The 22,855-nt window shown below is 61.6% G+C and carries 18 protein-coding genes; 8 read left to right on the forward strand and 10 right to left on the reverse strand.

Features of this window, described 5'->3' with window-relative positions; genetic code table 11:
• Positions 1-11 precede the first annotated feature (11 nt).
• Positions 12-857 (reverse strand): helix-turn-helix domain-containing protein, encoded by an 846-nt coding sequence (locus NPS46_RS04415; protein ID WP_274105191.1) that lies wholly within the window; start codon positions 855-857, stop codon positions 12-14.
• An 85-nt stretch (positions 858-942) separates the two neighbouring features.
• Here NPS46_RS04415 and NPS46_RS04420 point away from each other — a divergent pair, with 85 nt between their 5' ends.
• The 7 genes from NPS46_RS04420 (at position 943) to cysC (ending at position 10,992) form a co-directional block, all read left to right on the forward strand.
• The gene (locus NPS46_RS04420; protein WP_274105192.1) at positions 943-1,587 is read left to right on the forward strand and encodes a glutathione S-transferase family protein; all 645 of its coding nucleotides are present in this window, start codon (positions 943-945) and stop codon (positions 1,585-1,587) included.
• The gene (locus NPS46_RS04425) at positions 1,574-2,485 is read left to right on the forward strand and encodes a DMT family transporter (RefSeq protein WP_274105193.1); all 912 of its coding nucleotides are present in this window, start codon (positions 1,574-1,576) and stop codon (positions 2,483-2,485) included. Before NPS46_RS04420 ends, NPS46_RS04425 begins: the two co-directional genes overlap by 14 nt.
• Positions 2,486-3,034: 549 nt before the next feature.
• The gene (locus tag NPS46_RS04430; protein ID WP_274105194.1) at positions 3,035-6,136 is read left to right on the forward strand and encodes an autotransporter outer membrane beta-barrel domain-containing protein; all 3,102 of its coding nucleotides are present in this window, start codon (positions 3,035-3,037) and stop codon (positions 6,134-6,136) included.
• A gap of 131 nt (positions 6,137-6,267) precedes the next feature.
• Entirely contained in the window at positions 6,268-8,361 is a 2,094-nt protein-coding gene (locus NPS46_RS04435) for a tetratricopeptide repeat-containing sulfotransferase family protein (RefSeq protein WP_274105195.1), read from the forward strand.
• Complete coding sequence (locus NPS46_RS04440; protein ID WP_274105196.1) at positions 8,358-9,512, forward strand: hypothetical protein; 1,155 nt, start codon at positions 8,358-8,360, stop codon at positions 9,510-9,512. Before NPS46_RS04435 ends, NPS46_RS04440 begins: the two co-directional genes overlap by 4 nt.
• A complete protein-coding gene (locus NPS46_RS04445) occupies positions 9,509-10,360 on the forward strand; it encodes an alpha/beta hydrolase (protein WP_274105197.1) in 852 nt (283 codons plus the stop codon). Before NPS46_RS04440 ends, NPS46_RS04445 begins: the two co-directional genes overlap by 4 nt.
• Complete coding sequence (gene cysC, locus NPS46_RS04450) at positions 10,357-10,992, forward strand: adenylyl-sulfate kinase (protein ID WP_274105198.1); 636 nt, start codon at positions 10,357-10,359, stop codon at positions 10,990-10,992. Before NPS46_RS04445 ends, cysC begins: the two co-directional genes overlap by 4 nt.
• Here the strand turns inward: cysC and NPS46_RS04455 are convergent.
• Positions 10,989-13,031, reverse strand: coding sequence for a c-type cytochrome (locus tag NPS46_RS04455; protein WP_274105199.1), 2,043 nt, complete (start codon positions 13,029-13,031; stop codon positions 10,989-10,991). The genes cysC and NPS46_RS04455 overlap by 4 nt on opposite strands.
• Before the next feature lie 267 nt (positions 13,032-13,298).
• Positions 13,299-14,294, reverse strand: coding sequence for a bile acid:sodium symporter family protein (locus NPS46_RS04460; RefSeq protein WP_274105200.1), 996 nt, complete (start codon positions 14,292-14,294; stop codon positions 13,299-13,301).
• A 111-nt stretch (positions 14,295-14,405) separates the two neighbouring features.
• On the opposite strand from NPS46_RS04460, the gene NPS46_RS04465 reads away from it, so the two are divergent.
• Complete coding sequence (locus tag NPS46_RS04465) at positions 14,406-15,179, forward strand: AraC family transcriptional regulator (RefSeq protein WP_274105201.1); 774 nt, start codon at positions 14,406-14,408, stop codon at positions 15,177-15,179.
• Positions 15,180-15,239: 60 nt separating this feature from the next.
• Here NPS46_RS04465 and cyoE read toward each other — a convergent pair whose 3' ends face one another.
• The 7 genes from cyoE to hmpA form a co-directional block, all read right to left on the reverse strand.
• Positions 15,240-16,127 carry a heme o synthase gene (gene cyoE, locus NPS46_RS04470; RefSeq protein WP_274105202.1) on the reverse strand — a complete coding sequence of 296 codons (888 nt, stop codon included), beginning with the start codon at positions 16,125-16,127 and terminating at the stop codon, positions 15,240-15,242.
• A gap of 11 nt (positions 16,128-16,138) precedes the next feature.
• Positions 16,139-16,465, reverse strand: coding sequence for a cytochrome o ubiquinol oxidase subunit IV (gene cyoD / locus NPS46_RS04475; protein ID WP_274105203.1), 327 nt, complete (start codon positions 16,463-16,465; stop codon positions 16,139-16,141).
• A complete protein-coding gene (gene cyoC / locus NPS46_RS04480) occupies positions 16,466-17,092 on the reverse strand; it encodes a cytochrome o ubiquinol oxidase subunit III (RefSeq protein WP_274105204.1) in 627 nt (208 codons plus the stop codon). It abuts the gene before it with no gap.
• 3 nt (positions 17,093-17,095) lie between these two features.
• A complete protein-coding gene (gene cyoB / locus NPS46_RS04485) occupies positions 17,096-19,114 on the reverse strand; it encodes a cytochrome o ubiquinol oxidase subunit I (RefSeq protein ID WP_274105205.1) in 2,019 nt (672 codons plus the stop codon).
• 3 nt (positions 19,115-19,117) lie between these two features.
• The gene (gene cyoA / locus NPS46_RS04490) at positions 19,118-20,062 is read right to left on the reverse strand and encodes a ubiquinol oxidase subunit II (protein ID WP_274105206.1); all 945 of its coding nucleotides are present in this window, start codon (positions 20,060-20,062) and stop codon (positions 19,118-19,120) included.
• Between the two features lie 784 nt (positions 20,063-20,846).
• Positions 20,847-21,356, reverse strand: coding sequence for a disulfide bond formation protein B (locus NPS46_RS04495; RefSeq protein WP_274105207.1), 510 nt, complete (start codon positions 21,354-21,356; stop codon positions 20,847-20,849).
• Between the two features lie 233 nt (positions 21,357-21,589).
• Positions 21,590-22,771, reverse strand: coding sequence for an NO-inducible flavohemoprotein (gene hmpA / locus NPS46_RS04500; RefSeq protein WP_274105208.1), 1,182 nt, complete (start codon positions 22,769-22,771; stop codon positions 21,590-21,592).
• Positions 22,772-22,855 lie beyond the last annotated feature (84 nt).

Below are 22,855 nucleotides of genomic sequence, written 5' to 3' on the forward strand. Positions count from 1 at the left end.
AGGCGCCCTCGCTACTGCCCGAGGCGAAATCGCCCGGGCGTTACGCCGACCACTTTTTTGAACGCCCGGGCCATATGGCTCTGATCAAAGAAGCCACAGGCAAACGCCGCCTCTGCAAGCCCACTGCCGCCGCGCAACAAGGCCTGGACCCGGGCGATACGTTTCTGAATCTGGTAGCTGTGGGGCGAAATCCCCACGCTCTGCTTGAACACCCGGATCATGTACAGCGGGTCCAGGCCCGCATGCCGGGCCAGTTCGTCGAGCGACAGTGTCTGATCGAACTGCTGGTCGAGCCTGTGCTTGATCCGCTTGACCGCCTCACGCTCGCGCGCGTCGCTGTCCTGGCGGCCCGTGGCAGTGCGCTGAAAGAGTTGATCGAGCAGATCCAGCAATAACGTTTCACGCTCCAGGCTTGGCGGTGAGTGTTCGATCAATTGGTGGCGCTGCAAAAAAGTCCGGGCAAACAGCGGATCGACCGTCAGCGCGTCACGAAACAGATGGACATGCTCGCGACCGAAACGCCCGCGCAGCACCACCTCATTGAGCCAGGTCGGGTCGATATACAGCATGCGATAGGCCCAGCCCTCAGCGCTGCCCGGCAGGCCATCATGGATCTCGCCGGGGGTCAGCGTCACCACACTGGCGGCCCCGCCCAGGTGGTGGGCACCCCGGTAATAGAGCCTCTCGGCACCGTGGCTGATCACGCCAATGGCATAGCGCTCATGGCAATGGCGGCCAAAGGACTGTTGGCTATAGCGCGCGGACAGCAACTCACTGTTGCCTTCAGGGATGCGCCAGAACTGCGAAAAGTCCGCACTGGCCTTGGCTTGAGCCGTGGAACGCCGATTGTCGTCCATCCAGATGTCCAGTTTTGTGCAATACGCCGGGCGCGCGCGGTCGCTAAATTTAGCACCCACCCTCGACAGCAATCCAGGAATCATCATGACCGCCCAACTGGTTATCGGCGACTACAACAAATCCTCATGGTCCTTGCGCGCCTGGCTGGTTCTGGTCACCGCAGGCGTGCCCTTCGAAGTCATCCAGGTCGCCCTGGAGCAGCCCCATAGCCGTGAGCAGATCCTGCGCTACTCACCGTCGGGCAAAGTCCCGGTGCTGCTCGACGACGGGCTGGTCATCAATGACAGCCTGGCGATCTGTGAATACATCGCCAGTCGTCATCCCGAAGTGCCGCTATGGCCCGCCGATCCGCGCGTCAAGGCCTTGGCCTGGGCAGCGGTTGCGCAAATGCACAGTGGCTTTGAGCATCTGCGCACCCAGTTGTCCTTTGGCCTGTCAACGGGCGACAGCGCACCGGCATTGACGGTCGCTACCGAGGTCGAGATCCAGCGGATCTTCACCCTCTGGCGCCAACTGCGTGCCAGCAGCGGCAGCACGGCGTTTCTCTGCGGGGCGTTTGGCATTGTCGATGCGATGTATGCACCGGTGGTGTTTCGCCTGCGCCGCTTTGGTATCCCGATCCCTGCCGATCTCCAGGACTACAGCACGCAGATTCTGGACTACGCCCCCATAGGTCGCTGGCTGGCACTGGCCAGCACTGAACACGGGGGCAGCCATGTCCAATCCTAGGGCGGTCCTGGAGCTGACGGTCGGCGGCCTGATGCTCAGCCTTTCGGCACTGGCGGTGGCATTCGCCAATATCGGTGCCGGTGGCGCGGGTTTCTACCGCATGCTGTTTGCCAGCGTGCTGTTCTACGCCTGCCTCAAGGTGCGCCGCGTACCGGTGCGCCTGCCACACCCCAAGGCCCGGCTGTATACCGCGCTGGCCGGGCTGTTCCTGGCCATTGACCTGATTCTCTGGCACTTGAGCATCTATATCGTCGGCCCGGGCATCGGTTCGATCCTGACCAACTGCCAGGTGTTCTTCATGACCCTGCTGGGCCTGGCGCTGCTCAAGGAGCGTCCGTCGCTCTACTTCGTGATTTCAATCAGCCTGGCCTTTATCGGCCTGTACCTCTTGCTGCTGCCGGAAATGGATTCGGCGATCGGCATCCAGGGCGTGGTCTTTGGGGTGCTTTCCGGGTTGGCCTACGCCATCTGCGTGTACTTCCTGAAGATCAATTCCCGCCTGCCCCAGGGCGGTGGCGACAAGCTGGCACAGATGCTCAACCTGAGCCTGTGGGCGGCCGGCATCATGCTCGGCTACGCCTGGATCACCGGTGAAAGCCTGGCCATCGTCGATCTGCAGACGCTGATCATGCTGATGATCTACGGCGTGCTGGTGCAGTTTGTCGGCTGGCTGCTGGTCAATCGCTCCATCGGCTTTATCAGCCTGGGGCTGGCGGGGCTGATCCTGTTGTTGGAGCCGGTGATTACCTACTTTATCGACGTGGTATTCCTGCATAAACCGACCTCGGCGATGCAGATCGGTGGCGCCGTGCTGACGGTATTGGCGGTGTATATCGGCTCGCTGAAGGCGCCTGCCAAAACGGTACAAGCCGACGGGGCCGCCAAGGCCGCCTCATAGGCGGCACTGAATACAAGAAAGTCCTCCACCGAATTGCCACGCCGGGCCGCACCGCTCGATCCCGGCGGGGCACACCCAGCAGCGCAGCCAAGCGCAAGGATGCAGCGAAGTGCTGACCATCGGCGCTGAGCGCCAAGGCAGTGCCATTCAGGCAGCCCTGCTGTTCGGCGTCGGCGCCCCCTGAATGCTTTCTAGATCGCTCATATCAGCGGTTGCACCCCACGTATGGGGGCCCATCCGTTCGACCCCGCCCGGCACCACCGCGTCCGTCACGCGCAAAGGCTGCCAGAAACGACCGCCAGCCCCCTGCACCGCTTTCTCGTCGAGACGCCGGCGCTTTTTCCAAGCAGAGGACTAGACAACCATAGTGGCCTTTAGCAATTATTTTTCACAAATTGCGACTTTCGCTATAACGTGTCAAAAAATTAATAGAAACAGTCTTGCTGCAAGAGAATGCGTAGAAGCGCCATAAAAATGGCGCCACATTCCTACCCACCAATAAAAAACGCTGCCACACAACATTCTGGGCTTCCATCGGGGATCACTTGCATGAACCACAGCACAACGAAACGTCTGTCACCCGGGCGCAAAACCATTCTGGCCGTCGCCGTCGCCGCGACGTTGGCCAATAGCTTTGCCGCCGCAACCCCGGGCGACCAAATCATCAGTGCCCCAACTGGGGGAGTAAACTGGACAGATGGCAACCTGACGGTGCTCCCCGGTGGCTCAATCACGAGTTCCAGCAGCACACTAGGTGTCACCGTCATTGGCCCGCAACTCGGAACCCTGAGCAATAGCGGCACCATCAGTGCTGATTCTCACGCCATCGCCAACCAGCAGAATGCGGTCACCCGCATCGACAAAATCATCAATACCAGCACCGGCGTCATTGAGGCCAACAACTACTACAGCAGTGCCATTATCCTCAACGCCCTTATCAGTTCGGTGGGTTCGATCGACAACAGCGGCCGCATCAATGGCAACGCGAGCGGCCTTGACAACAACACCTCCATCACTGTCCTGACCAACTCGGGCACCATCACCTCAAGCAGTAACGGCTCCGTACCAGGCGGCACTGGCATCCTCAACGCGGGCGTCATCAACACACTACACAACACCAGCACTGGCACCATCGGCAGCAATCTGACTATTCCAGCCGGCATCCACAACGTGGGTCATGGCCTGTTAAACGCCAATAACGCAACCCTCAGTGCTCTGATCAATGACGGCCTGATCCAGAGCAGCACAAGCACCTCAGGCTCTGCCATAGCCTTGGGCGGTGCAGGTGTTTCGAACAACGGTCTAATCATGACCTTGGACAACAATGGCACCATCCGCAGTACGCAAACCGGCGGTTCCAGTGTTGGCGCCGTAGGCATTCGCAACGAATTCGCCGGCACCCTCTACAACCTGACCAACGATGGCACCATCAGTGCCCAAGGTTCCCAGAGCAAGGGGATCCATAACTCGGGATCGATAGGGAGCCTGCACAACACCAATCTGATCGTTGGTGAGCAATTCGGCCTCTACAACCAAGGCTCGGCATACGGCATCATCGGCCTGCTGCTGAACGACGCAGGGGCGTCCATCCAGGGCGACGAAGCCGCCATCCAAAACGCCGGGAGCACCATCGGTGCGCTCATCAACAGCGGTCTAATCGATGGAGGCTCCGTTGGTATCAGTAACACCTATGGCGGCCATATCTCCACCCTGATCAACAATGCCGGCGGCACCATCAGCGGCGCCAGTACCGCTATTTACAATGAAGCCTATGGCACCATTGGCACACTCAACAACAGCGGGCTGATCCGCAGCGATGAGGTGGCTATCTGGAATGGCGGCGTGCTGGGCCCCATCAACAACTCGGGGACCATTGCCGGGAAGATCATCAACGAGACAAGCGATAATCTGATCATCAACGGCGCCAGCGGCTCGATCGCCGGTGTACTGACCGGGTCTCTGGGCTCGATTTCCGGACAGGATGTTGGTCTTATCCAAAACCGCTACGGCAATGTACTGTTCAACACTGGCAAGCTGTTGCTCAACGACAATATTGAGGTCGTCGACACCAACGCCGGCAGCCTTGGCACTCTTTATTCCGTGATGAACAACGGTGCCACGCTGCAGATCAACAATGACATCACCCTCTGGGGCAACTACACCCAGGCTGCCGGTGCCGGCCTGGTGTTCGGGGTCGCCGATAACGCGCAAGCCACGGGTAACCCTGCCTTCGATGGCGGGTATGGACGTCTGTATGTCAATGGGGCGGTAACGCTCACCTCCGGCACCAGTGTCGGACTGACCAAGACCGGCAGCACCTACGCCTTTGCCCAGGGCCAGCGCTATCTGGTTATCGGTGCCACTGATGGCGCCAACTCCCAGTTCAACGAAAACACGCTCAACTACACCCTGGCTGCCGACGGCCTGCGCTTAACCGGCGAAAACATTGCCCTCAGTGGCAACCCCGGTGCCAATGGCCTGGTGCTGACCGTCGTCGGCAGTTCAAGCAATGCCATCAATGGCGCGACTACCCGCGATGCGCGCTCCTCCCTGGGCGGCCTGTTCCAGTACCAGGGCACCGACGAACAACTGATGAACCTGGCTCGCGCCGGCGCGGCCCTCGGTTCGTCCGGCAACAGCGGCGGCGCCCAGTTGAGCCCGACGTCGACCGCATCGGCTGCGGCCACGGCGTCCACCGGTTCGACCCAGCAAGTGTTTGAAGTCGCCAGCAGCCATATGGACAGCCTGCGCACCGCCCAGGCCGGCAACGGTTCCAGCGGTATCGCCACCGGTGAAGGCGCCAACGGCGGCGGCTTGTGGGGCCAGGCCTTTGGTGGTTCCTCGCGCCAGGATGAGCGCGAAGACATCGCCGGCTACCACGCCAACTACCACGGCATGCTGATCGGCGCCGATGCCGAGTTGAATGACAGCTGGCGTGCCGGCGGTCTGTTCAGCTACGCCAGCACCTCGGTGAACAACGATGGCGCGAACAAGCACAACTCGGCCGACATCGACTCCTACGGCCTGATCGCCTACGCCACTTACACCGCCAACCCGTGGTACCTGAACCTGTCGGCCGGTGCCGTGCAGCATCAGTACGACACCAAGCGCCAGATCAGCATCACCGGCTTCGACGGCACCGCCAAAGGCAATTACGACGGCATGCAGTACCTGGCCGCCGTCCAGGCCGGCTACCCGATCGACCTGGGGTCGAAAACCACCCTGACGCCGATTGCGGGGCTGACCTACAGCACCTTGAAGCAGGACAGCTATACCGAGAAAGGCGGTAATGGCGCGGCACTGCACGTCAACTCCGACGATATCAACTCGCTGAAAAGCGACCTGGGTACCAAGCTGGAGCGTTCGTTCGCCACCTCTTATGGCGAGTTGATCCCGGCGGCTCAGCTGACCTGGCGTCATGAGTTCCGTGACAAAGGCCTGCGCTCGGTGGCCAACTACTCGGCGGATGTCGCCGGGGAAACCAGCTTCGCCAGCAACGGCCCGTCGGCGATCAACGACACCGGCGTGTTGAACCTGGGCGTGACCCTGGTACGCAGCAACCGCTTGAGCCTGTCGGCCAAGTACACCCTGGAAGCGGGCAGCGGCTATACCGCCAATACCGGCAATATCCAGGCGCGCTGGGACTTCTAAGGCGTCCTGGCAATAGGCTGGTCAACGCCCATTGGCGCCCTCGCGCCAATGGGCGTTTTCACAGATGCCAGCCCGGATTTTTTTACGTACAGTCGGCTGCGCGGCAGCCCCTAATTTTGCAAAGAGCCGGTATGAGCGAAGCACCCGATTCCCCGACAACGGACCTAACCCTCGACCAGGCGCTGAACCTGGCCCAGTCCCACTGGAATGCCGGCCAGGCGCAACAGGCCGAACATTGGTGCCGCAGGGTGCTTGCAGCCATCCCGGCCCAGCCCGACGCCCTTAATCTGCTGGCGGTCATCGCCCATGCCTATCGTAAGCCGGACCTGGCCATCGACTTGCTGCGCCAGGCGTGCCAGGGCGAGCAGGCGTCGGCCAACCACCTGAGTAACCTGGCCGAGATGTGCCGACAAAAAGGCTGGCTCGACGAGGCCCGGCAAACCGGCGAGCGAGCCGTGGCCCGCGATCCGCAACTGTTGGCCGGCTGGAGCAACCTGGGCATCATCCTCCAAGAGTGCGGGCAACTGGAGTACAGCCGCGACTGCCTGCAACGGGCATTAGCGATGCAACCCGACTCGGCCCTGACCCACAACAACCTGGCCAATACCTACCGCCGTCTCGATCAGCTGGAACTGGCCGCGGACCATTATCGCCAGGCCCTGGCCCTGGACCCCGGCTACGCCGAAGCCCATAGCAACCTGGCCTTTCTGCAGACGTCCCAAGGCCAGTTCGAACTGGCCGCACACAGTGCCCGGCGGGCCATCGACCTCAATCCGCACTTCGCCGATGCCTACCTCAACCTCGCCGAAGCCGAAAGCGCGCGGCTGAACCACGCACAAGCCTTGCACTGGCTAAACGCCCTGCACAGCTTCGCGCCCCAGTACGTCGCCGGGCTGACCGCCCGCGCCGTGATCCTGAAAAAACTCGGACGCCTGGAAGAGTCACTGGTCTGTGCCAGGCAAGCCGTCGACCTGGCCCCGGAGAACGCTAACGCCCACTTCAACCTGGGACATGTCCTCCAGGCCCTCGAACACCACGAACAAGCGCTGAGCCACTACGAGCAGGCCGCCGAACTGCCCGGAACACTGGCCGAACGGGCCTTGCTGGCCAGCGCCTCGCTGTTTCTGGAACTCGGGCAGGCGGAGCGGGCCAATGAGTATTTCGACAAAGCCTTGAAGGCGTTCCCCCACTCGCCCCTGGCCCTGGTCGCACGTAGCGACAGCAAGAAATACCGCGCCGGCGATCGCGATATCGACGCCCTGGAAGCCCTGCTCGCCCACCCCGAGGGCCTGGCATTGAACGACCGCCTGGCGGCGCACTTCGCCCTCGGCAAGGCCTACCTCGACCTCACCGACTCGCCCCGCGCGTTTGCCCATCTGAACACGGCCAACGCGCTGAAACGGGCCACGTTCGACTACGACGCCCATACCACCAGCCGCTGGATACGGGAAATCATCGCGGCCTTCCCGGCCGAGCGCTACCAGGCCATGGCCGGCGCACAGAGCGGCTCGGCGCTGCCAGTCTTCGTACTCGGCATGCCACGCTCGGGCACCAGCCTGATCGAACAGGTCCTGGCCTCCCACCCCCAGGTCCGGGGTGCCGGCGAACTGGCGGATCTGCGCCTGGCCATCGAAGCCCGGGGCGCATTTCCCCACAGCCTGGCGCAAAGCTCCTCGCCAGAGCTGCTGGCCATTGGCGCAAGCTACCTGGCGACCGTCGAACCCCTGGCCCAAGGCACACCACGGCTGGTGGACAAGATGCCGGCCAACTTTTTCTACGCAGCCCTCATCCCACTCATACTGCCCGGCGCGCGAATCATCCACAGCCGCCGCGACCCGGTGGATACCTGCCTGTCGTGCTACAGCAAGCATTTCGGTGGCGAACAGCGGTTCAGCTATAACCAGACCGAACTCGGCCAGTTCCACCGTGATTATCAGACATTGATGGCCCATCTGCGCAGCGTCCTGCCTACCGAGTGCTTTATCGAAGTCGACTACGAGGCCATGGTCGACGACCTCGAAGGCCAGGCCCGACGCCTGATCGCGTTTATCGACCTGCCCTGGGACCCGGCCTGCCTGGATTTCCATACCACCGAACGGATGGTGCGTACCGCCAGCACCACTCAGGTACGCCAGCCGATCTACCGCACCTCCAAGGGCCGCTGGCGTGCCCATGCCGAACAGCTCGGGCCGCTGCTGGCCGCACTGGGAGTCGCGCAGCCATGAACCTGGCCGAACTGGAACAACAGGGCGTCGCCCTGCTCGAAGCCAACCGCCCCCGGGACCTGGAAGCCCTGATGCGCCCGGTACTGGCCTCGGGCACCGGCCCACTGAGCCTCTGGCACTTGCTGTCCAGAGCCGTGCGCCTGCAGGGGCGAATCGGCGAGGCCCTGGCGATCCAGGAAATGATCGTGCAAACGTTGCCGGCCAATATGCCTGCCCGTTTCGACCTGGCCGAGACCCTGCTGCTGCTCGGCGACTTCAGCCGGGGCTGGCAGCAATACCGTTTTCGCTACGAGCAACCGCATACCCAGGGCATGGCTCGGCCCGTCCAGCGCCCGCGCTGGCAGGGCCAGCCGATACCCGGCAAGACGCTGTTGATCCATGACGAACAGGGTTTTGGCGACACCTTCCAATTTATGCGGATGGTGGCCTGGGCCCGCGAGCGGTGTGGCGCCCGGGTGGTGTTCGAGGTCAACCCGCAGACACTCGGGTTAGCCCGCCGCTATCTGGGTGAACGCGATGTCATCGCCTACGGCGAGCTGCCACCGCCCTTCGATTTCCATTGCGAGCTGATGAGCCTGCCGCTGGCCATGAACCTGCAACCGAGTGACCTGCCCGGCAGCGTTGCCTACCTGAGTGCAGACCCGGTACGGGTAGAAAAATGGCGCCAGCGCCTGGCGGACCTGCCCCGGCCCCTGGTCGGCCTGGTCTGGGCCGGTCGACCGACCCACAGCAATGACTGCCGCCGGTCCATGACCCTCAACGACCTGGCGCCGCTGGCCCAGCCCGGCATCACCTTTGTCACCCTGCAAAAAGGCCCGGCCAGCGCCCAGGCCGCCACACCGCCGCCGGGCATGGACCTGGTGGCCCTGAGCGATGAGATCGACGATTTCGAGGACACGGCCGCGATCATGACGCTGATCGACCTGACCCTCTCGGTCGACTCGGCGCCGATCCATCTGGCCGGCGCCCTGGGCCGGCCCGCCTGGGCCATGCTGGCGTTCGTCCCCTGCTGGCGCTGGCTGCTGGACCGCAACGATTCGCCCTGGTACCCAAGCGTGCGGCTGTTTCGCCAACCCGGACCGGAGCAATGGGCACCGATGCTCGCCGAAATGGCGCAGCAACTGCGCCAACTCAAGAACCGCGTGCCATGACTCGGCCTCTGATGGCCTGGCTGATCGGCCTGGCACTGCTCGGCGGTTGCGCTCAACTACCGCCCGGCGTCGAGCAAGCCCGGCACGCCCAGGCCCTTGCCGACCCTGCAGGTCTACAGCGCGCCGAGGTGACGACCGACGGTTTTGTGCTGACCAGTTTCTCGCGGATCACGCGCCTGGATCAGCCCTTGAACGTGTATATCGAAGGCGACGGTTTTGCCTGGCGCAGCCGCAGCCAGCCGTCCCTCGACCCGACGCCCCGCAAGGCGCTCGGGCTGGCGCTGGCCGCAGCCGACCCGGCGGCCAACGTGGTCTATCTCGCCCGCCCCTGCCAATTCACCCCGATGGCCCGCAACCCACGCTGTACCGCAACCTACTGGACTGACCGACGCTATGCCGTGGAAGTGGTCACGGCCATGGACCAGGCCCTCAGCCACTACGCGGCACAGGTGCCGGGCCACCCGCTCCAGTTGATCGGCTACTCGGGCGGCGGCGCGCTCGCGGTGCTGCTCGCCGCTCGACGCAACGATATCGCCACACTGCGCAGCGTCGCGGGTAATCTCGATATGGCCGAAGTCAACCGCCGGCACAAGGTCTCGGCGATGCCGGCCTCGCTTAACGCCATCGATGCCGCCCGCCAGGTCAGCACAATCCCCCAGATTCACTTCACGGGTAGCGACGACCGAATCGTCCCGCCCGACATCGCCCGACGTTTCGCCCGGGCGACCGCGGGCCACTGCACGCAGGTGCGCCTGATCCCCGACATGGGCCATGAAGACGATTGGGCGCGGCTGTGGCCCACGCTGCTGGCCGACCTTCCCACCTGCTCCCCGAGCCAACCATCATGACTGCACATCTGACTCCCGTTAGCCATGCCTTGAGCGCCAGCCAACGTCGCACCCGCTACGGCCACGCCGGTGCGGTGCTCTGGCTGACCGGCCTGTCGGCCTCCGGCAAGTCTTCCCTGGCAATGGCGCTGGAACAGGCACTCAGTACCCGTGGCTATGCCTGCTATGTACTGGATGGGGATAATTTGCGCACCGGGCTCAATGCCAACCTGGGCTTCAGCCCCGAAGACCGCCGCGAGAATATCCGCCGGGTCGGTGAAGTGGCGGCGCTGTTTGCCGATGCCGGGCTGGTGTGCATCAGCGCGTTTATCTCGCCGTATCGCGAGGACCGCGAACGGGCCCGCCAGTGCTGCGCCCAGGGCTTTCACGAGATTCATGTCGCCGCTGATCTGTCGACCTGCGAAGCCCGTGACCCCAAGGGCCTGTACCGTCAGGCCCGGGCCGGCAAGCTCGCCGAGTTCACCGGGGTCAGCGCGCCTTACGAAGCGCCACTGGCTCCGCAGCTACGCCTCGATACGGCCCATGAGCCGCTCGACGCGAGCCTGGAAAAACTGCTGGCTTATGTACAGGCGCATCTGCCGATCGACCTCACGCCGGCGGGGAGCCGACGCGAGGTCGCAGACGCCACTTAGTAGCGGGCGTCCACCGGACGCTTGTCCTTGGGCCAATCCTTGACCTTATCGGGGAAGTCCGGACGTGGTTTGTGGGAGAAGTATTCGGCCACATCCACCGCTTCCTGATCGGACAGGCCACCCTGGCCCAGCGGGAATTTTTCGTGGAAGCCGATCGGCATATTGCGTTTGACGAAAGCCGCCGCGGTGTAGGTTCGGGCCATGCCGGCACCGATATTGAACGACTGGTCGCCCCACAGCGGCGGGAAGATCAACTGGCCATCTTCACGCGTGAGGCCCTCGCCATCCTGGCCGTGGCACACCGCACACTGCTGCACGTAGATCTTCTCGCCATTGTGCACATCCGGCTTGATGGCCGGATCGACCTTGCCCACGCCACGCCCGGCCACCTTGTCGCCGGCCTGGGTGTTGCGTTTCATCCAGTCGAAGTACGCGACCATCGCCTGCATATCCGACGATTGCGGCGGCAGCGGGGCGCCATTCATCGAACGGCGGAAGCAGCCATTGATACGCTCCTCCAGGGTCACGACCTTGCCCGCACGCGGTGCGTAGCTGGGGAAGAACGCCGAGACACCGACAAACGGCGAGCCATCGGCCACGGTCCCGGCATTGAGATGGCAACTGGTGCAGTTCAGCGAGTTGCCGACGTTCTGCGGTAGCAGCGCCTTGGTTTCCAGGTGCAAGCGCATGCCACGCACCACCTGATCGGCATTGGGCGCGGCGAGCATGTCGGCCAGGCGTGGCGTTTCAAAGCCTGACTCATCGGTGGTCGCCGGGTTGAGCTGGGCCCGCATGGCCTTGACCTCGCTGGCCTTGATCGGCGTGCCATCATTGCCCCAACTGGTGCGGATAAAGCTGAGAATCTCGGCGATTTCCGTGTCGGCAAGGCGGGCAAAACCGGGCATGGTGTAGACCCGTGGGTGAGCGGCGGTCTGAGCGGTTTTCCAGCCCGTCAGGGTGATGTGCAACAAGGTGGTCGGGGTGGTCGCCACCACGCTCGGGTTCCCGGCCAGGCGCGGGAACATGCCCTGAACGCCCCGGCCGTCCTGGCGGTGGCAGTCGCTGCAGAACTGGGCATACCCCAGCCCGCCCCGGGAACTGAACAGATTGGCCGCCGGTGCCGACGGGCCCTTGGCCTCGGTCGGCATGGGCAGGTCATCCTTGCCGGCCGGCAGGGACTTGAGGTAAGTCGCAATCGCAATCAGATCGCCATCGCTGAAGTGCTGGGTGCTGTGATGGATCACATCCGCCATGTTGCCCGAGACAGTGGCAAAGCGATTCTGCCCGGTCTTGAGCAACTGCACGGTGTCATCCACCGTCCACAGATTGCGCAGGCTCAGGGCGCGCCACTCTTCGACGGTTTCACCGGCCAGATAGTGCTTGCCATGGCGCCCGGCCTCGCTCATGGCCTTCTCCTGGAAGGCAATGCCCCGCGGTGTATGGCAGGAGCCGCAATGACCCAGGCCCTGGACCAGATAAGCGCCCCGATTGAGCACCTCGTCCTTCGTCGGGTCGGCGACAAAAGGCGCGGTATCGAGGAAGGCGAAATTCCACAGCGACAGGCCCCAGCGCTGGTTGAACGGCCAGCTCATATCCGCTTCGCGATTCGGCAGGCGCACCGGCTCGACCCCTTGCAGCAGATAGGCGTACAGGGCCCGCATATCCTCTTCGCTCATCTTCGCGTAGGACGGATAAGGCATCGCCGGGTACAGATTGCTGCCGTTCGGGCTGATGCCTTCGCGCATGGCCCGGTCGAATTGGGCGAAGGTGAAGTTGCCGATACCGGTGTCGCGGTCGGGGGTGATATTGCTCGAATAAATGGTGCCCATCGGCGTCTTCAGTTCGAGCCCGCCGGCCATCACCGGCCCTTCCTTGGCGGTGTGACAGGCAATGCAGTCGCCCAGTTGGGCGACGTATTGACCGCGCTCGATCAGCGCGTTGTCGGTTGCCGTTGCCGGTATCGGCTCGCTGGCGTGACCGGTCAGGGTGACGAACGCCATCGCCCCCAACAGGCCCAGTTGGGGCAGGGAAAAAACCATTGCACTCATTCCTTGAGTATCGGCCTGGGGTGGTCCCCTCAGCGCGACACTTTAATCGTTATTTTTGATTCAACAGGCTCGAACCCGGGGTCCTAAAGGCTCGACCCAGAGTTCGGTCAGAGTGCTTGTAGCCCAATCAACCAGGCAACGTCTTGATACAAGTCATCTCAAAAGGCCATTGCCGACAGCGCGCCGGGTCTCCGCGCCGGAGTCTGCCCAGCGCATGCGGAACAGCCCCTGTGCCGATCCGCGTGCGCCCATTCGCCCTCAACCGCCTGCCCGCTCACCGGCAGACGGGGTTTCATCGCGTCGCGCGTAGTGCTGGGCCAACATGGCGCAGACCATCAACTGGATCTGGTGGAAAATCATCAATGGCAGGATCAACGTGCCCATGCCGCTTCCCGCGAACAGCACCTGGGCCATGGGGACCCCGGTGGCCATGCTTTTCTTCGAGCCGGCGAACAACAGCGTGATGCGGTCCTCCACGCTAAAGCCCAGCCAGCGGCCCAGCAGATGGGTGCAGAACAGAATCAGCGCCAGCAGCAGGCAACAGGCGACCACCAACCCCAACAAGCGCTGCGCCGATACCAACTGCCAGAGCCCGCTGACCACCGCATCACTGAAGGCGGTGTAGACCACCAACAGAATCGACCCCTGGTCGACGCTTTTCAGCCAGCCACCGTTACGCATCACCCAGGCGCCAATCCAGCGTCGTGCCAACTGCCCGGCAATAAAAGGCACCAGCAATTGCAGAACGATCTGCAGCACCGAGTCCAGGCTGCTGCCGGTGCTGCCGTCAGCCTCCATCAACAACAGCACCAGCACCGGCGTCAGGAAAATCCCCAGCAGGCTGGACGCCGCAGCGCTGCAGATCGCCGCCGGCACGTTGCCCCGCGCCAGGGAGGTAAAGGCAATGGCCGATTGCACGGTGGCCGGCAAGGCGCAGAGAAACAGCATGCCCAAGTACAGATCATTGCCCACCAGCGGCACCAGCAGCGGCTTGAGCGCCAGGCCCAGGGCCGGAAACAGCACGAACGTGCAGCCAAACACCACCAGGTGCAAACGCCAGTGCCCGGCACCGGCGATGATCGCCTCGCGGGACAGCTTGGCCCCGTGCATAAAGAACAGCAGCGCAATGGCCAGGCGCGTCAGCCACTCGAAGAACACCGCCCCATTGCCTTCACAGGGCAACAGCGTGGCGACAAGGATCACGGCCAGCAGGGCCAGGGTGAAATTGTCGAAGAGCAACCGCAGGGCTTTCATGGCAAGTCCAGTACAAGATCAAGAAGGCCGCCACGATAACCAGCTCGCACGGTTCCGACTAACGCCAGAAAGCTCTAGAGTGTCGACAAACAGACAACAAGGAATCCGGCGATGGACCCTCTCGCCCAGCTCAAGAGCCTGCCGCGCAAGGTGTACGGCCATGCCCAGGCGCTGCCGAATATCGCCCTGGCCTATGCCCATCGCCACCCTTGGGGGCAACTGTCCTATGCCGTCAGCGGGGTGCTGGAAATCCATACCCGCGGCGCGCGTTTTGTCGCGCCGCCGCAACGCGCGGTGTGGATACCGCCAGGCATACGCCATCGCGTCACCTGCCCGGCCAATACCTGTATTCGCAGCCTCTATATCGAGCACACTTTTGCCGAGTGGGCGCCGGACCGCTGCCGAGTCATGGCCATCGCGCCACTGGTGCGCGAGTTGATCAAGAGCTTTAGCCAGTTGCCCGTCGAGTACGCCCTGGACGGTGCCCACGCACGCCTGGTCGAGGTGTTGCTGGACCAGTTGAGCATTGCCCCCGAGCAAGCCCTGAGCCTGCCACTGCCCCAGGATCCTCGCCTGCACACCCTTTGCCGCCGCCTGCAGACCCATCCGGACGATACGACCACCCTGGCGCAGTGGAGCGAAACCCTGGGCGTGTCGCAGAAAACCCTGAGCCGAATTTTCCTGCGGGAAACCGGCCTGAACTTTCGCGCCTGGCGCCAGCGTATGCGCCTGTTGAATGCCCTGCCGGCCCTGGAGCGCGGCGAACGCGTCACCGACATCGCCCTGGCCAGCGGTTATGAATCGCTTTCCGCCTTTATCGCCGCTTTTCGTAGCAAGTTCGCCCTATCGCCTGGGGAGTTCGCCAAAGCCGCAACGGGCGAATAAGCGCGCAATAAAAAGCCCCGCACTTCCTAAGAAGGCGGGGCTGTTCGGGGCGTTTCGGACTCAGTGTGCGTAGGTCAACAGCAACGCGGTGGGTGCCTTGAAATCCAGGGACATCATCACGCTCAGCGCGGTGATGGTGAAAATCGAGAAGACAAACAGCTTGCGCGCCCAGACGCTGTCATCCACTGCCTTGTAGCCGGTCCAGGCCATGTACAGCCAGTACATGCCCATGGCCGCCGCGACCGCCAGGTAACTCATGCCCGCATAACCGCTGAAGGTCAGCATCAAGGTCGCCACGAGGAAGGCCAGGATGTAGAGCAGGATGTGTTTCTTGGCCACGCGGATCCCGCGCTTGACCGGCAACACCGGAATCGAGGCCGCCAGGTAGTCATTGAAACGGAAGATCGCAATGGCATAGGAATGCGGCATCTGCCACAGGCTGAACATCACCAGCAGGGTCAGCGCCGCCATGTCGAAGCTGTTGCTGACCGCAACATACCCGATCACCGGCGGCATCGCCCCCGACAGACTGCCCACCAGCGTGCCGTGCACGGACTTGCGCTTGAGGTACAGGCTGTAGAAACCGACGTAGATGACAAAGCCGATCACCGCGAACAGTGCCGCCAGCGGATTGGCCACCTGCCAGAGCAGGACCACGCCGGCGATGCCCAGCACCGTGGCGTAGGCCAGCGCCAGCTTCAGGGAAATCAGCCCCTGGACCAGCGCCCGGTTCTTGGTGCGCTCCATCTTCACGTCGATATCGCGGTCGATGCAGTTGTTGAACACGCAACCGGATGCCACCACCAGCGAAGTCCCGATCATCGCCGCCAGGAACACGGCGAGATCGACATGCCCCTGGGAGGCCAGGAAGAATCCGCCCGCCACAGAAAGCACGTTACCGAAAATGATCCCCGGCTTGGTGATTTGGATAAAGTGCTTTAAGGACATCCGGATTTTCCTCAGTGCGCCATCATGACGTGATGGATGCTGAACATGATCCACAACGACAGGCCGACCAGCAGCACGATCACCAACGCGGCGAACACAAAGGCAATCACGTTGTTGCGCTGCGCTGCCGAGCGGTCCAAGTGCAGGAAGTAGATCAGGTGCACGATGACCTGGATCACCGCGAACGCCAGCACGATCCACAGGGTCACGTCCTTGGGCAGCGTGGGATACATGACCAGGCCAAACGGAATGACGGTGAGGATCACCGACAGTACGAAGCCGATCACGTAGGACTTGACGCTGCCGTGGTTGGAATCACTGGAATGAGCGTTAGCCATTTACATCGTCCCCATCAGATAAACCACGGTGAATACGCAGATCCACACCACATCCAGGAAGTGCCAGAACAGGCTCAGGCAGCTCAGGCGCGTGGTGTTGGTCGAAGTCAGGCCGTTTTTCCAGACCTGGTACATCATCACCGCCATCCAGATCAGGCCGCTGGTCACGTGCAGACCGTGGGTCCCGACCAGGGTGAAGAAACCGGACAGGAAGCCGCTGCGGCTCGGACCGAAGCCTTCGCTGATCAACAGGTGGAACTCGTTGATCTCCATGGCGATAAAGCCCAGGCCAAAGAGGAAGGTCACGGCCAGCCAGCCCAGTACCTGGGTTTTCTTGCCCTTGAACAACGCCAGCATGGCGAAGCCATAGGTGATCGAGCTCAGCAGCAGGCAGGCCGTTTCACCGAGCACATACGGCAGCTCGAAGATATCGTGGCCCGACGGGCCACCCGCTACGTTGTTCACCAGCACCGCGTAGACCGCGAAGATCGACGCAAACAGGATGCAGTCGGTCATCAGGTAGAGCCAGAAACCGAAAACGGTCATCTCGCCCGAGTCGTGGTGATGGTCATCGTGCCCATGGTCATGACCATGGGCGTGTCCAGCATTGGTCACTAAGTTCGACATGGTTTAAGCCTGTTCCAGCGAGGTTTCGACACGGGTGGCAGGGATCACGTTGGCAGCGACCAAGCGCTGACGCTGTTCATTCTCGATCCGCTCGACTTCGGCAGCCGGCACCATGTAGCCCTGGTCATCACGGGCCGCGTGGATCACGAAATAGATCACCGTACCGGCCAGGCCAGCGATGGCCAGCCACCAGATATGCCAGATCATGGCGAAGCCGAAGACCGTCAGCAGCGCGCCCATCACCACACCGGTCGCGGTGTTGTTCGGCATGTGGATCGGTGCATAGCGTTTCGGCGCCTGGTAGGCGGTACCGTTTTCCTTGGCTTCGGTGAACGCGTCGAGGGTGTCGGCTTTCGGCAGTTCGGCGAAGTTGTAGAACGGCGGTGGCGAAGAGGTCGACCATTCCAGGGTGTGGCCATTCCACGGGTCGCCCGACACGTCGAGGTTTTGCTTGCGGTCACGCACGCTGACGTAGATCTGGATCAGTTGGCAGGCAATACCGATGGCGATCAGCACCGCGCCGAACAGCGCGATGTGCAGGTACGGCACCCACTCGGGGTTGGTACTGCTGTTCAGGCGACGGGTCATGCCCATGAAGCCCAGCACGTAGAGCGGCATGAACGCCACGAAGAAACCGCTGATCCAGAAGGCGAATGCCGCCTTGCCCCAACCTTCGTGCAGCTTGAAGCCGAACGCTTTCGGGAACCAGAAGCTGAAGCCGGCGATATAGCCGAACACCGCGCCGCCGATAATCACGTTATGGAAGTGCGCGATCACGAACAAGCTGTTGTGCAGGACAAAGTCCGCACCCGGAATGGCCAGCAGGACGCCGGTCATGCCGCCGATGGCGAAGGTCACCATAAAGCCCAGGGTCCACAGCACCTGGCTGGTGATGCGCAAACGACCGTGGTAGATGGTGAATAGCCAGTTGAACAGCTTCACCCCCGTGGGGATCGAGATCAGCATCGTCGCCAGGCCGAAGAAGGCGTTGACGTTGGCGCCCGATCCCATGGTGAAGAAGTGGTGCAGCCAGACCATGAAGCCCAGGATCGAGATCGCGCCGCTGGCGTAGATCATCGAGTGATGGCCGAACAGACGCTTGCCGGAGAAGGTCGAGATGACTTCGGAGAAGACCCCGAACGCCGGCAGAATCAGGATGTACACCTCGGGGTGACCCCAGGCCCAGAACAGGTTGACGTACATCATCGGATTTCCACCCAGTTCATTGGTGAAAATGTGGAAATCCATGTAACGGTCAAGCGTCAGCAGTGCCAGGGTAGCGGTCAGGATCGGGAACGAAGCGACGATCAGTACGTTGGCCCAGGTGCAGGTCCAGGTAAAGATCGGCATTTCCATCAACTTCATGCCAGGGGTACGCATTTTCAGCACGGTCGCCAGGAAGTTGACCCCGGTTAACGTCGTCCCGAGTCCTGATAGCTGTAGCGCCCAGATGTAGTAGTCCACCCCCACGCCCGGGCTGTAGCCCAGTTCGGACAGTGGCGGATACGCGACCCAACCGGTACGGGCGAATTCGCCGACGCCCAGGGACAGGTTGACCAGCACGACGCCGGACACCAGCAGCCAGAAGCTCAGGGAGTTGAGGAAAGGGTACGCCACGTCACGGGCACCGATCTGCAGCGGCACGACGATGTTCATCAGGCCGGTGAAGAAAGGCATCGCCATGAAGATAATCATGATCACACCGTGGGCGGTGAAGATCTGGTCATAGTGTTCAGGCGGCAGGTAGCCGGGCGAACCCTCGGTGGCCATGGCCAGTTGGGTACGCATCATGATTGCATCGGCGAAGCCGCGCAGCAGCATGATCATGGCGACGATGATGTACATCACGCCGATTTTCTTGTGGTCGACCGACGTCAGCCACTCGGTCCACAGGTAGGTCCACTTCTTGAAGTAGGTGATTGCCGCGAAAATCGCCAGACCACCGAGCGCGATCATGGCAATGGTCACCATGACAATCGGCTCGTGGAACGGGATCGCGTCCAGACTTAATTTACCAAACATCGTTTACTCCTCTGCCCCGGCAGCTGAATGCGAACTCATGTCCATCCCTTCCATGCCGGCCACTGCTTTGTCTTGCTTCTCGTGGTGCATCGGCTTGCCCGGTTTCATGCCTTCATACTTGTCGATGATGGTCTGGAACAGGTTGGGCGCGTACGAGGCGTAGAGCTCGACAGGGTTGTTCTGGCTTGGCTTGGAAAGGGCTTCGTATTCAGCTTTTTCAAGCTGTTTAGGTGCTTTCTTGACGTCACTGACCCAGGCATCGAAATCTTCCTGGCTGGTGGCGATCGCTTTGAATTTCATGCCGGTGAAACCCGCGCCGCTGTAGTTGGCGGAGATACCGTCGAACTCGGCATTCTGGTTGGCAATCAGGTGCAGCTTGGTCTGCATGCCAGCCATCGCGTAGATCTGGCCGCCCAGGCCCGGGATGAAGAACGAGTTCATCACGGTGTCGGAGGTCACGCGAAAGTTGATCGGGGTGTTGGCCGGGAACACGATCTTGTTGACCGTGGCGATCCCTTGTTCGGGATAGATGAACAGCCACTTCCAGTCCATGGCGACCACTTCGATGGTGATCGGCTTGACGTCCGACTCCAGCGGGCGATAGGGGTCGAGCGCGTGGGTCGACTTGTAGGTGACATAACCCAGGGCAATGATGATCAGCACCGGTACGGCCCAAACGGCGATCTCGATCTTGGTCGAGTGCGACCATTTCGGCGCGTAGGTCGCATTGGTGTTCGAGGCGCGGTATTTCCAGGCGAAAGCGAAGGTCATGACAATGACCGGCACGACGACCAGCAGCATCAGCAGTGTCGCGGTGATGATCAGGTTACGTTCGTCCAGGCCCACCTGCCCCTTGGGATCGAGCAAGGTCATGTTGCAACCCGACAGCAACAACGTGCCGAGCAGAGGCAAAAAGCCTAAGAATCCGGGGTACCTTTTTTTACTCATCTCACGACCTCTAAAGCAGCTTGCGCAATGCAGTTGGGTTTCGATCGCCAACACTTCACCCTGCCAAGGGTTGGCATTTTTCTTCGATTGAATAAGGGCCTGCCCGACGCTAGGCGCTGATCGGCAAATCCGGGATTAACGGTGAGTTCTTATTCGAATTCGGGGTCAATGGCCTTGCTAAAGACCAATTCCATTTGGTGCGGATATCGGGAAGGTTGCCGGCACCTGGCGTCGCATGGAGCCGCTTGGCAACCCCTCGACCGCCCTCGTGTGCTCAGGGTGAGCAGCGCCGGACATTCAGTGCGGGCGATTGTAGATAGCTGTCGCCACAGACACCATGTCTCATCTCGAAATAATTTTTATCGATTACCGTAACAATGATTAACAATTATTACGCTCAATCCAGATGATATCGCGTTTCATTCGTGCCGATCAGCCGCCACGAACAGCCCCCCTTTCCGAGTTCATCCCCAGCCTCCGCGGGATCGCTACAGCCCACAAAAATAGGGGCTTCAAACCGCTCGTCGGAGCTTGGCGAACGGACATTTCTGCCGGTTTTAAACCCAGGCCGATCACACCCATAAGAGGGCAAAAAACCACCTGAAATCCCCTCGCCCACGGCCATCGGAAATCAGTTGTAACAAACGTGCGCGTGACAATATGTCGCACACCCATCACAGCATTTCTTGCCGAGGATCACATCGCCTTCACCTAAAACACCTACGCAAAAAAACGCCCCGACCTCATACAGAGGATTCGGGGCGTCTTGATGACCGCTGGAAGTTCAGCTTTTGGCCTTGCGGTTGCGGTAGATGCCCAGTGGCACCAGCAGCGCGGTCAGGACAAACGCTACCAGCGCCCACTGCGCCAGGGACAGGCCCAGCACCGGCGGGTATGGCGTGGAGCAGAAGCCGTCGACCTGGAACACCAGCGGCCAGACCGAGGCCAGTGGCAAGCCATCGACAATCGGTTGCAGCACATCAAGACCGCAGCTGACCGCCGGATGGGCCAGGATATAGACATGACGCCCTGCTGCGACAATGCCGCCAATGGCACTGAGCACGACCAGCGCCTCACAGATCGTCAGGCTGGTGCGACCGCGCACCGCCGCTCCCGCAAAGGCGAATACCGCAATCAACAGCAACGCATAGCGCTGCAGGATGCACAGCGGGCAGGGCGCCTCGCCAAGCACGATCTGCATATACAGCGCACCACCGATCAGCGCCAGGCAGATCACACCCAACAACACCAGGAAACGCTTCTCGCGCCCCAACCGCACCATTTCCTCACTCATCCTGTTTCCCTTCGCCTCGGTTGTCTTCGATAAGTCAGCGCCCGCTGCTATCGGCTGCGGGCAAGTCTACACGCTGCACGCGCCTATGGAGCGCAATGCGCAGGCGGCGATCGTGTCGAGGAATTAACGTAGAAAGATTAAAGCGCGATTAACCCCGGCATCAGAGCGCCGGATAGCGCGCAGTGACCGGCGAGTGAGCCTCGCCGGCCAATACCGGGGCAGTAGAGCGGCCTTTACTCCAGTGCCGCGGCCGGGCCGAAGAACTCGTAGCGCGCCTGCTTTTCAGGCACCCCCAAAGCCTTCAGATGGCGTTTCACCGCGCCCATAAAACCTTTGGGGCCGAGGAAGTAAGCATCCAGGTTGCGGTCGGCCGGTAGCCATTCTCCCAGTTGCTGCTCACACAGATAACCAATCTTGTGCGCCGCCGGGCTGACGCCGTCGTCTTCGGCATAGCAATAGAACTGCCTGAGTTGCGGATGGCGCTCGGCCAGGCAATCCACCCAATCCCGGAACGCATGGACCGAGCCGTTACGCGCACAGTGGATAAAATGCACCGGACGCGGGGTGAGCAGTGCCGCCTCCAGCATCGCCAGGGTTGGCGTGATGCCTACGCCACCGCTGATCAGCACCAGCGGCTTGTCGCTGGCCGTCAGGGTGAACTCTCCCGAAGGCGGGAACAATTCCAGGGTTGCACCTTCCTGCAACTGGTCATGCAGGTAATTGGAAACCACACCACCCGGCTCGCGCTTGACGCTGATACGGTAGCTGCCGATGCCCGCCAGGGCCGACAGTGAATAGTTGCGGCGCAATTCCTCGCCGTTGACGATCAACTTCATGCCGATGTACTGACCCGGCTCAAAGGCCATGATTGGCCCGCCGTCCTGGGGTTTGAAGTAGAAAGACGCAATTTCAGCGCTTTCCTGCACCTTGGCCGCCAGCACAAAGACCCGCCCACCTCTCCAGCCACCCGGCGCCAGGGCTTTTTCGTCATAGATGGCGGCCTCGGCCCCGATCAGGATCTCGGCCAGTTGGTTGTAGGCCGCGCCCCAGGCGCCCATGACTTCAGGGGTGGCAATCTCGTCGCCGAGGACTTCAGAAATGGCTCGTAACAGGCAACTGCCGACAATGGGGTAATGTTCAGGAAGAATCTGCAGCGCAACGTGCTTATTGATGATCTTCGCAACCAAGTCACCCACCTGATCCAGTTGGTCGATATGCCGGGCATACATCAGTACGCCATTGGCCAGGGCACGCGGCTGGTCGCCACTGACCTGGTGGGCCTGGTTGAACAGCGGCCGGACTTGCGGGTACTCGGACAGCATCATCCGGTAGAAATGGTTGATCAGGGCTTCGCCGCCGCTTTCTAGCAATGGAACGGTCGATTTGACGATGGCTCGATCTTGCACGCTTAACATGAGTATCACTCCCACTTTATGAATTTTCTAACCTCCTTGTACCTGTCAGTTTTCATGCCAACTATAAAACACATATAATTCAAC

Origin of the sequence: Pseudomonas putida (genome assembly GCF_028682395.1) — a bacterium.
Lineage (GTDB): Bacteria > Pseudomonadota > Gammaproteobacteria > Pseudomonadales > Pseudomonadaceae > Aquipseudomonas > Aquipseudomonas putida_AB.

What these genes read in the sequence shown, in the direction of transcription:
- NPS46_RS04415 (WP_274105191.1), bottom strand. Translation starts at nt 857, where the DNA reads ATGGACGACAATCGGCGTTCCACGGCTCAAGCCAAGGCCAGTGCGGAC.
- NPS46_RS04420 (WP_274105192.1), top strand. Translation starts at nt 943, where the DNA reads ATGACCGCCCAACTGGTTATCGGCGACTACAACAAATCCTCATGGTCC.
- NPS46_RS04425 (WP_274105193.1), top strand. Translation starts at nt 1,574, where the DNA reads ATGTCCAATCCTAGGGCGGTCCTGGAGCTGACGGTCGGCGGCCTGATG.
- NPS46_RS04430 (WP_274105194.1), top strand. Translation starts at nt 3,035, where the DNA reads ATGAACCACAGCACAACGAAACGTCTGTCACCCGGGCGCAAAACCATT.
- NPS46_RS04435 (WP_274105195.1), top strand. Translation starts at nt 6,268, where the DNA reads ATGAGCGAAGCACCCGATTCCCCGACAACGGACCTAACCCTCGACCAG.
- NPS46_RS04440 (WP_274105196.1), top strand. Translation starts at nt 8,358, where the DNA reads ATGAACCTGGCCGAACTGGAACAACAGGGCGTCGCCCTGCTCGAAGCC.
- NPS46_RS04445 (WP_274105197.1), top strand. Translation starts at nt 9,509, where the DNA reads ATGACTCGGCCTCTGATGGCCTGGCTGATCGGCCTGGCACTGCTCGGC.
- cysC (WP_274105198.1), top strand. Translation starts at nt 10,357, where the DNA reads ATGACTGCACATCTGACTCCCGTTAGCCATGCCTTGAGCGCCAGCCAA.
- NPS46_RS04455 (WP_274105199.1), bottom strand. Translation starts at nt 13,031, where the DNA reads ATGGTTTTTTCCCTGCCCCAACTGGGCCTGTTGGGGGCGATGGCGTTC.
- NPS46_RS04460 (WP_274105200.1), bottom strand. Translation starts at nt 14,294, where the DNA reads ATGAAAGCCCTGCGGTTGCTCTTCGACAATTTCACCCTGGCCCTGCTG.
- NPS46_RS04465 (WP_274105201.1), top strand. Translation starts at nt 14,406, where the DNA reads ATGGACCCTCTCGCCCAGCTCAAGAGCCTGCCGCGCAAGGTGTACGGC.
- cyoE (WP_274105202.1), bottom strand. Translation starts at nt 16,127, where the DNA reads ATGTCCTTAAAGCACTTTATCCAAATCACCAAGCCGGGGATCATTTTC.
- cyoD (WP_274105203.1), bottom strand. Translation starts at nt 16,465, where the DNA reads ATGGCTAACGCTCATTCCAGTGATTCCAACCACGGCAGCGTCAAGTCC.
- cyoC (WP_274105204.1), bottom strand. Translation starts at nt 17,092, where the DNA reads ATGTCGAACTTAGTGACCAATGCTGGACACGCCCATGGTCATGACCAT.
- cyoB (WP_274105205.1), bottom strand. Translation starts at nt 19,114, where the DNA reads ATGTTTGGTAAATTAAGTCTGGACGCGATCCCGTTCCACGAGCCGATT.
- cyoA (WP_274105206.1), bottom strand. Translation starts at nt 20,062, where the DNA reads ATGAGTAAAAAAAGGTACCCCGGATTCTTAGGCTTTTTGCCTCTGCTC.
- NPS46_RS04495 (WP_274105207.1), bottom strand. Translation starts at nt 21,356, where the DNA reads ATGAGTGAGGAAATGGTGCGGTTGGGGCGCGAGAAGCGTTTCCTGGTG.
- hmpA (WP_274105208.1), bottom strand. Translation starts at nt 22,771, where the DNA reads ATGTTAAGCGTGCAAGATCGAGCCATCGTCAAATCGACCGTTCCATTG.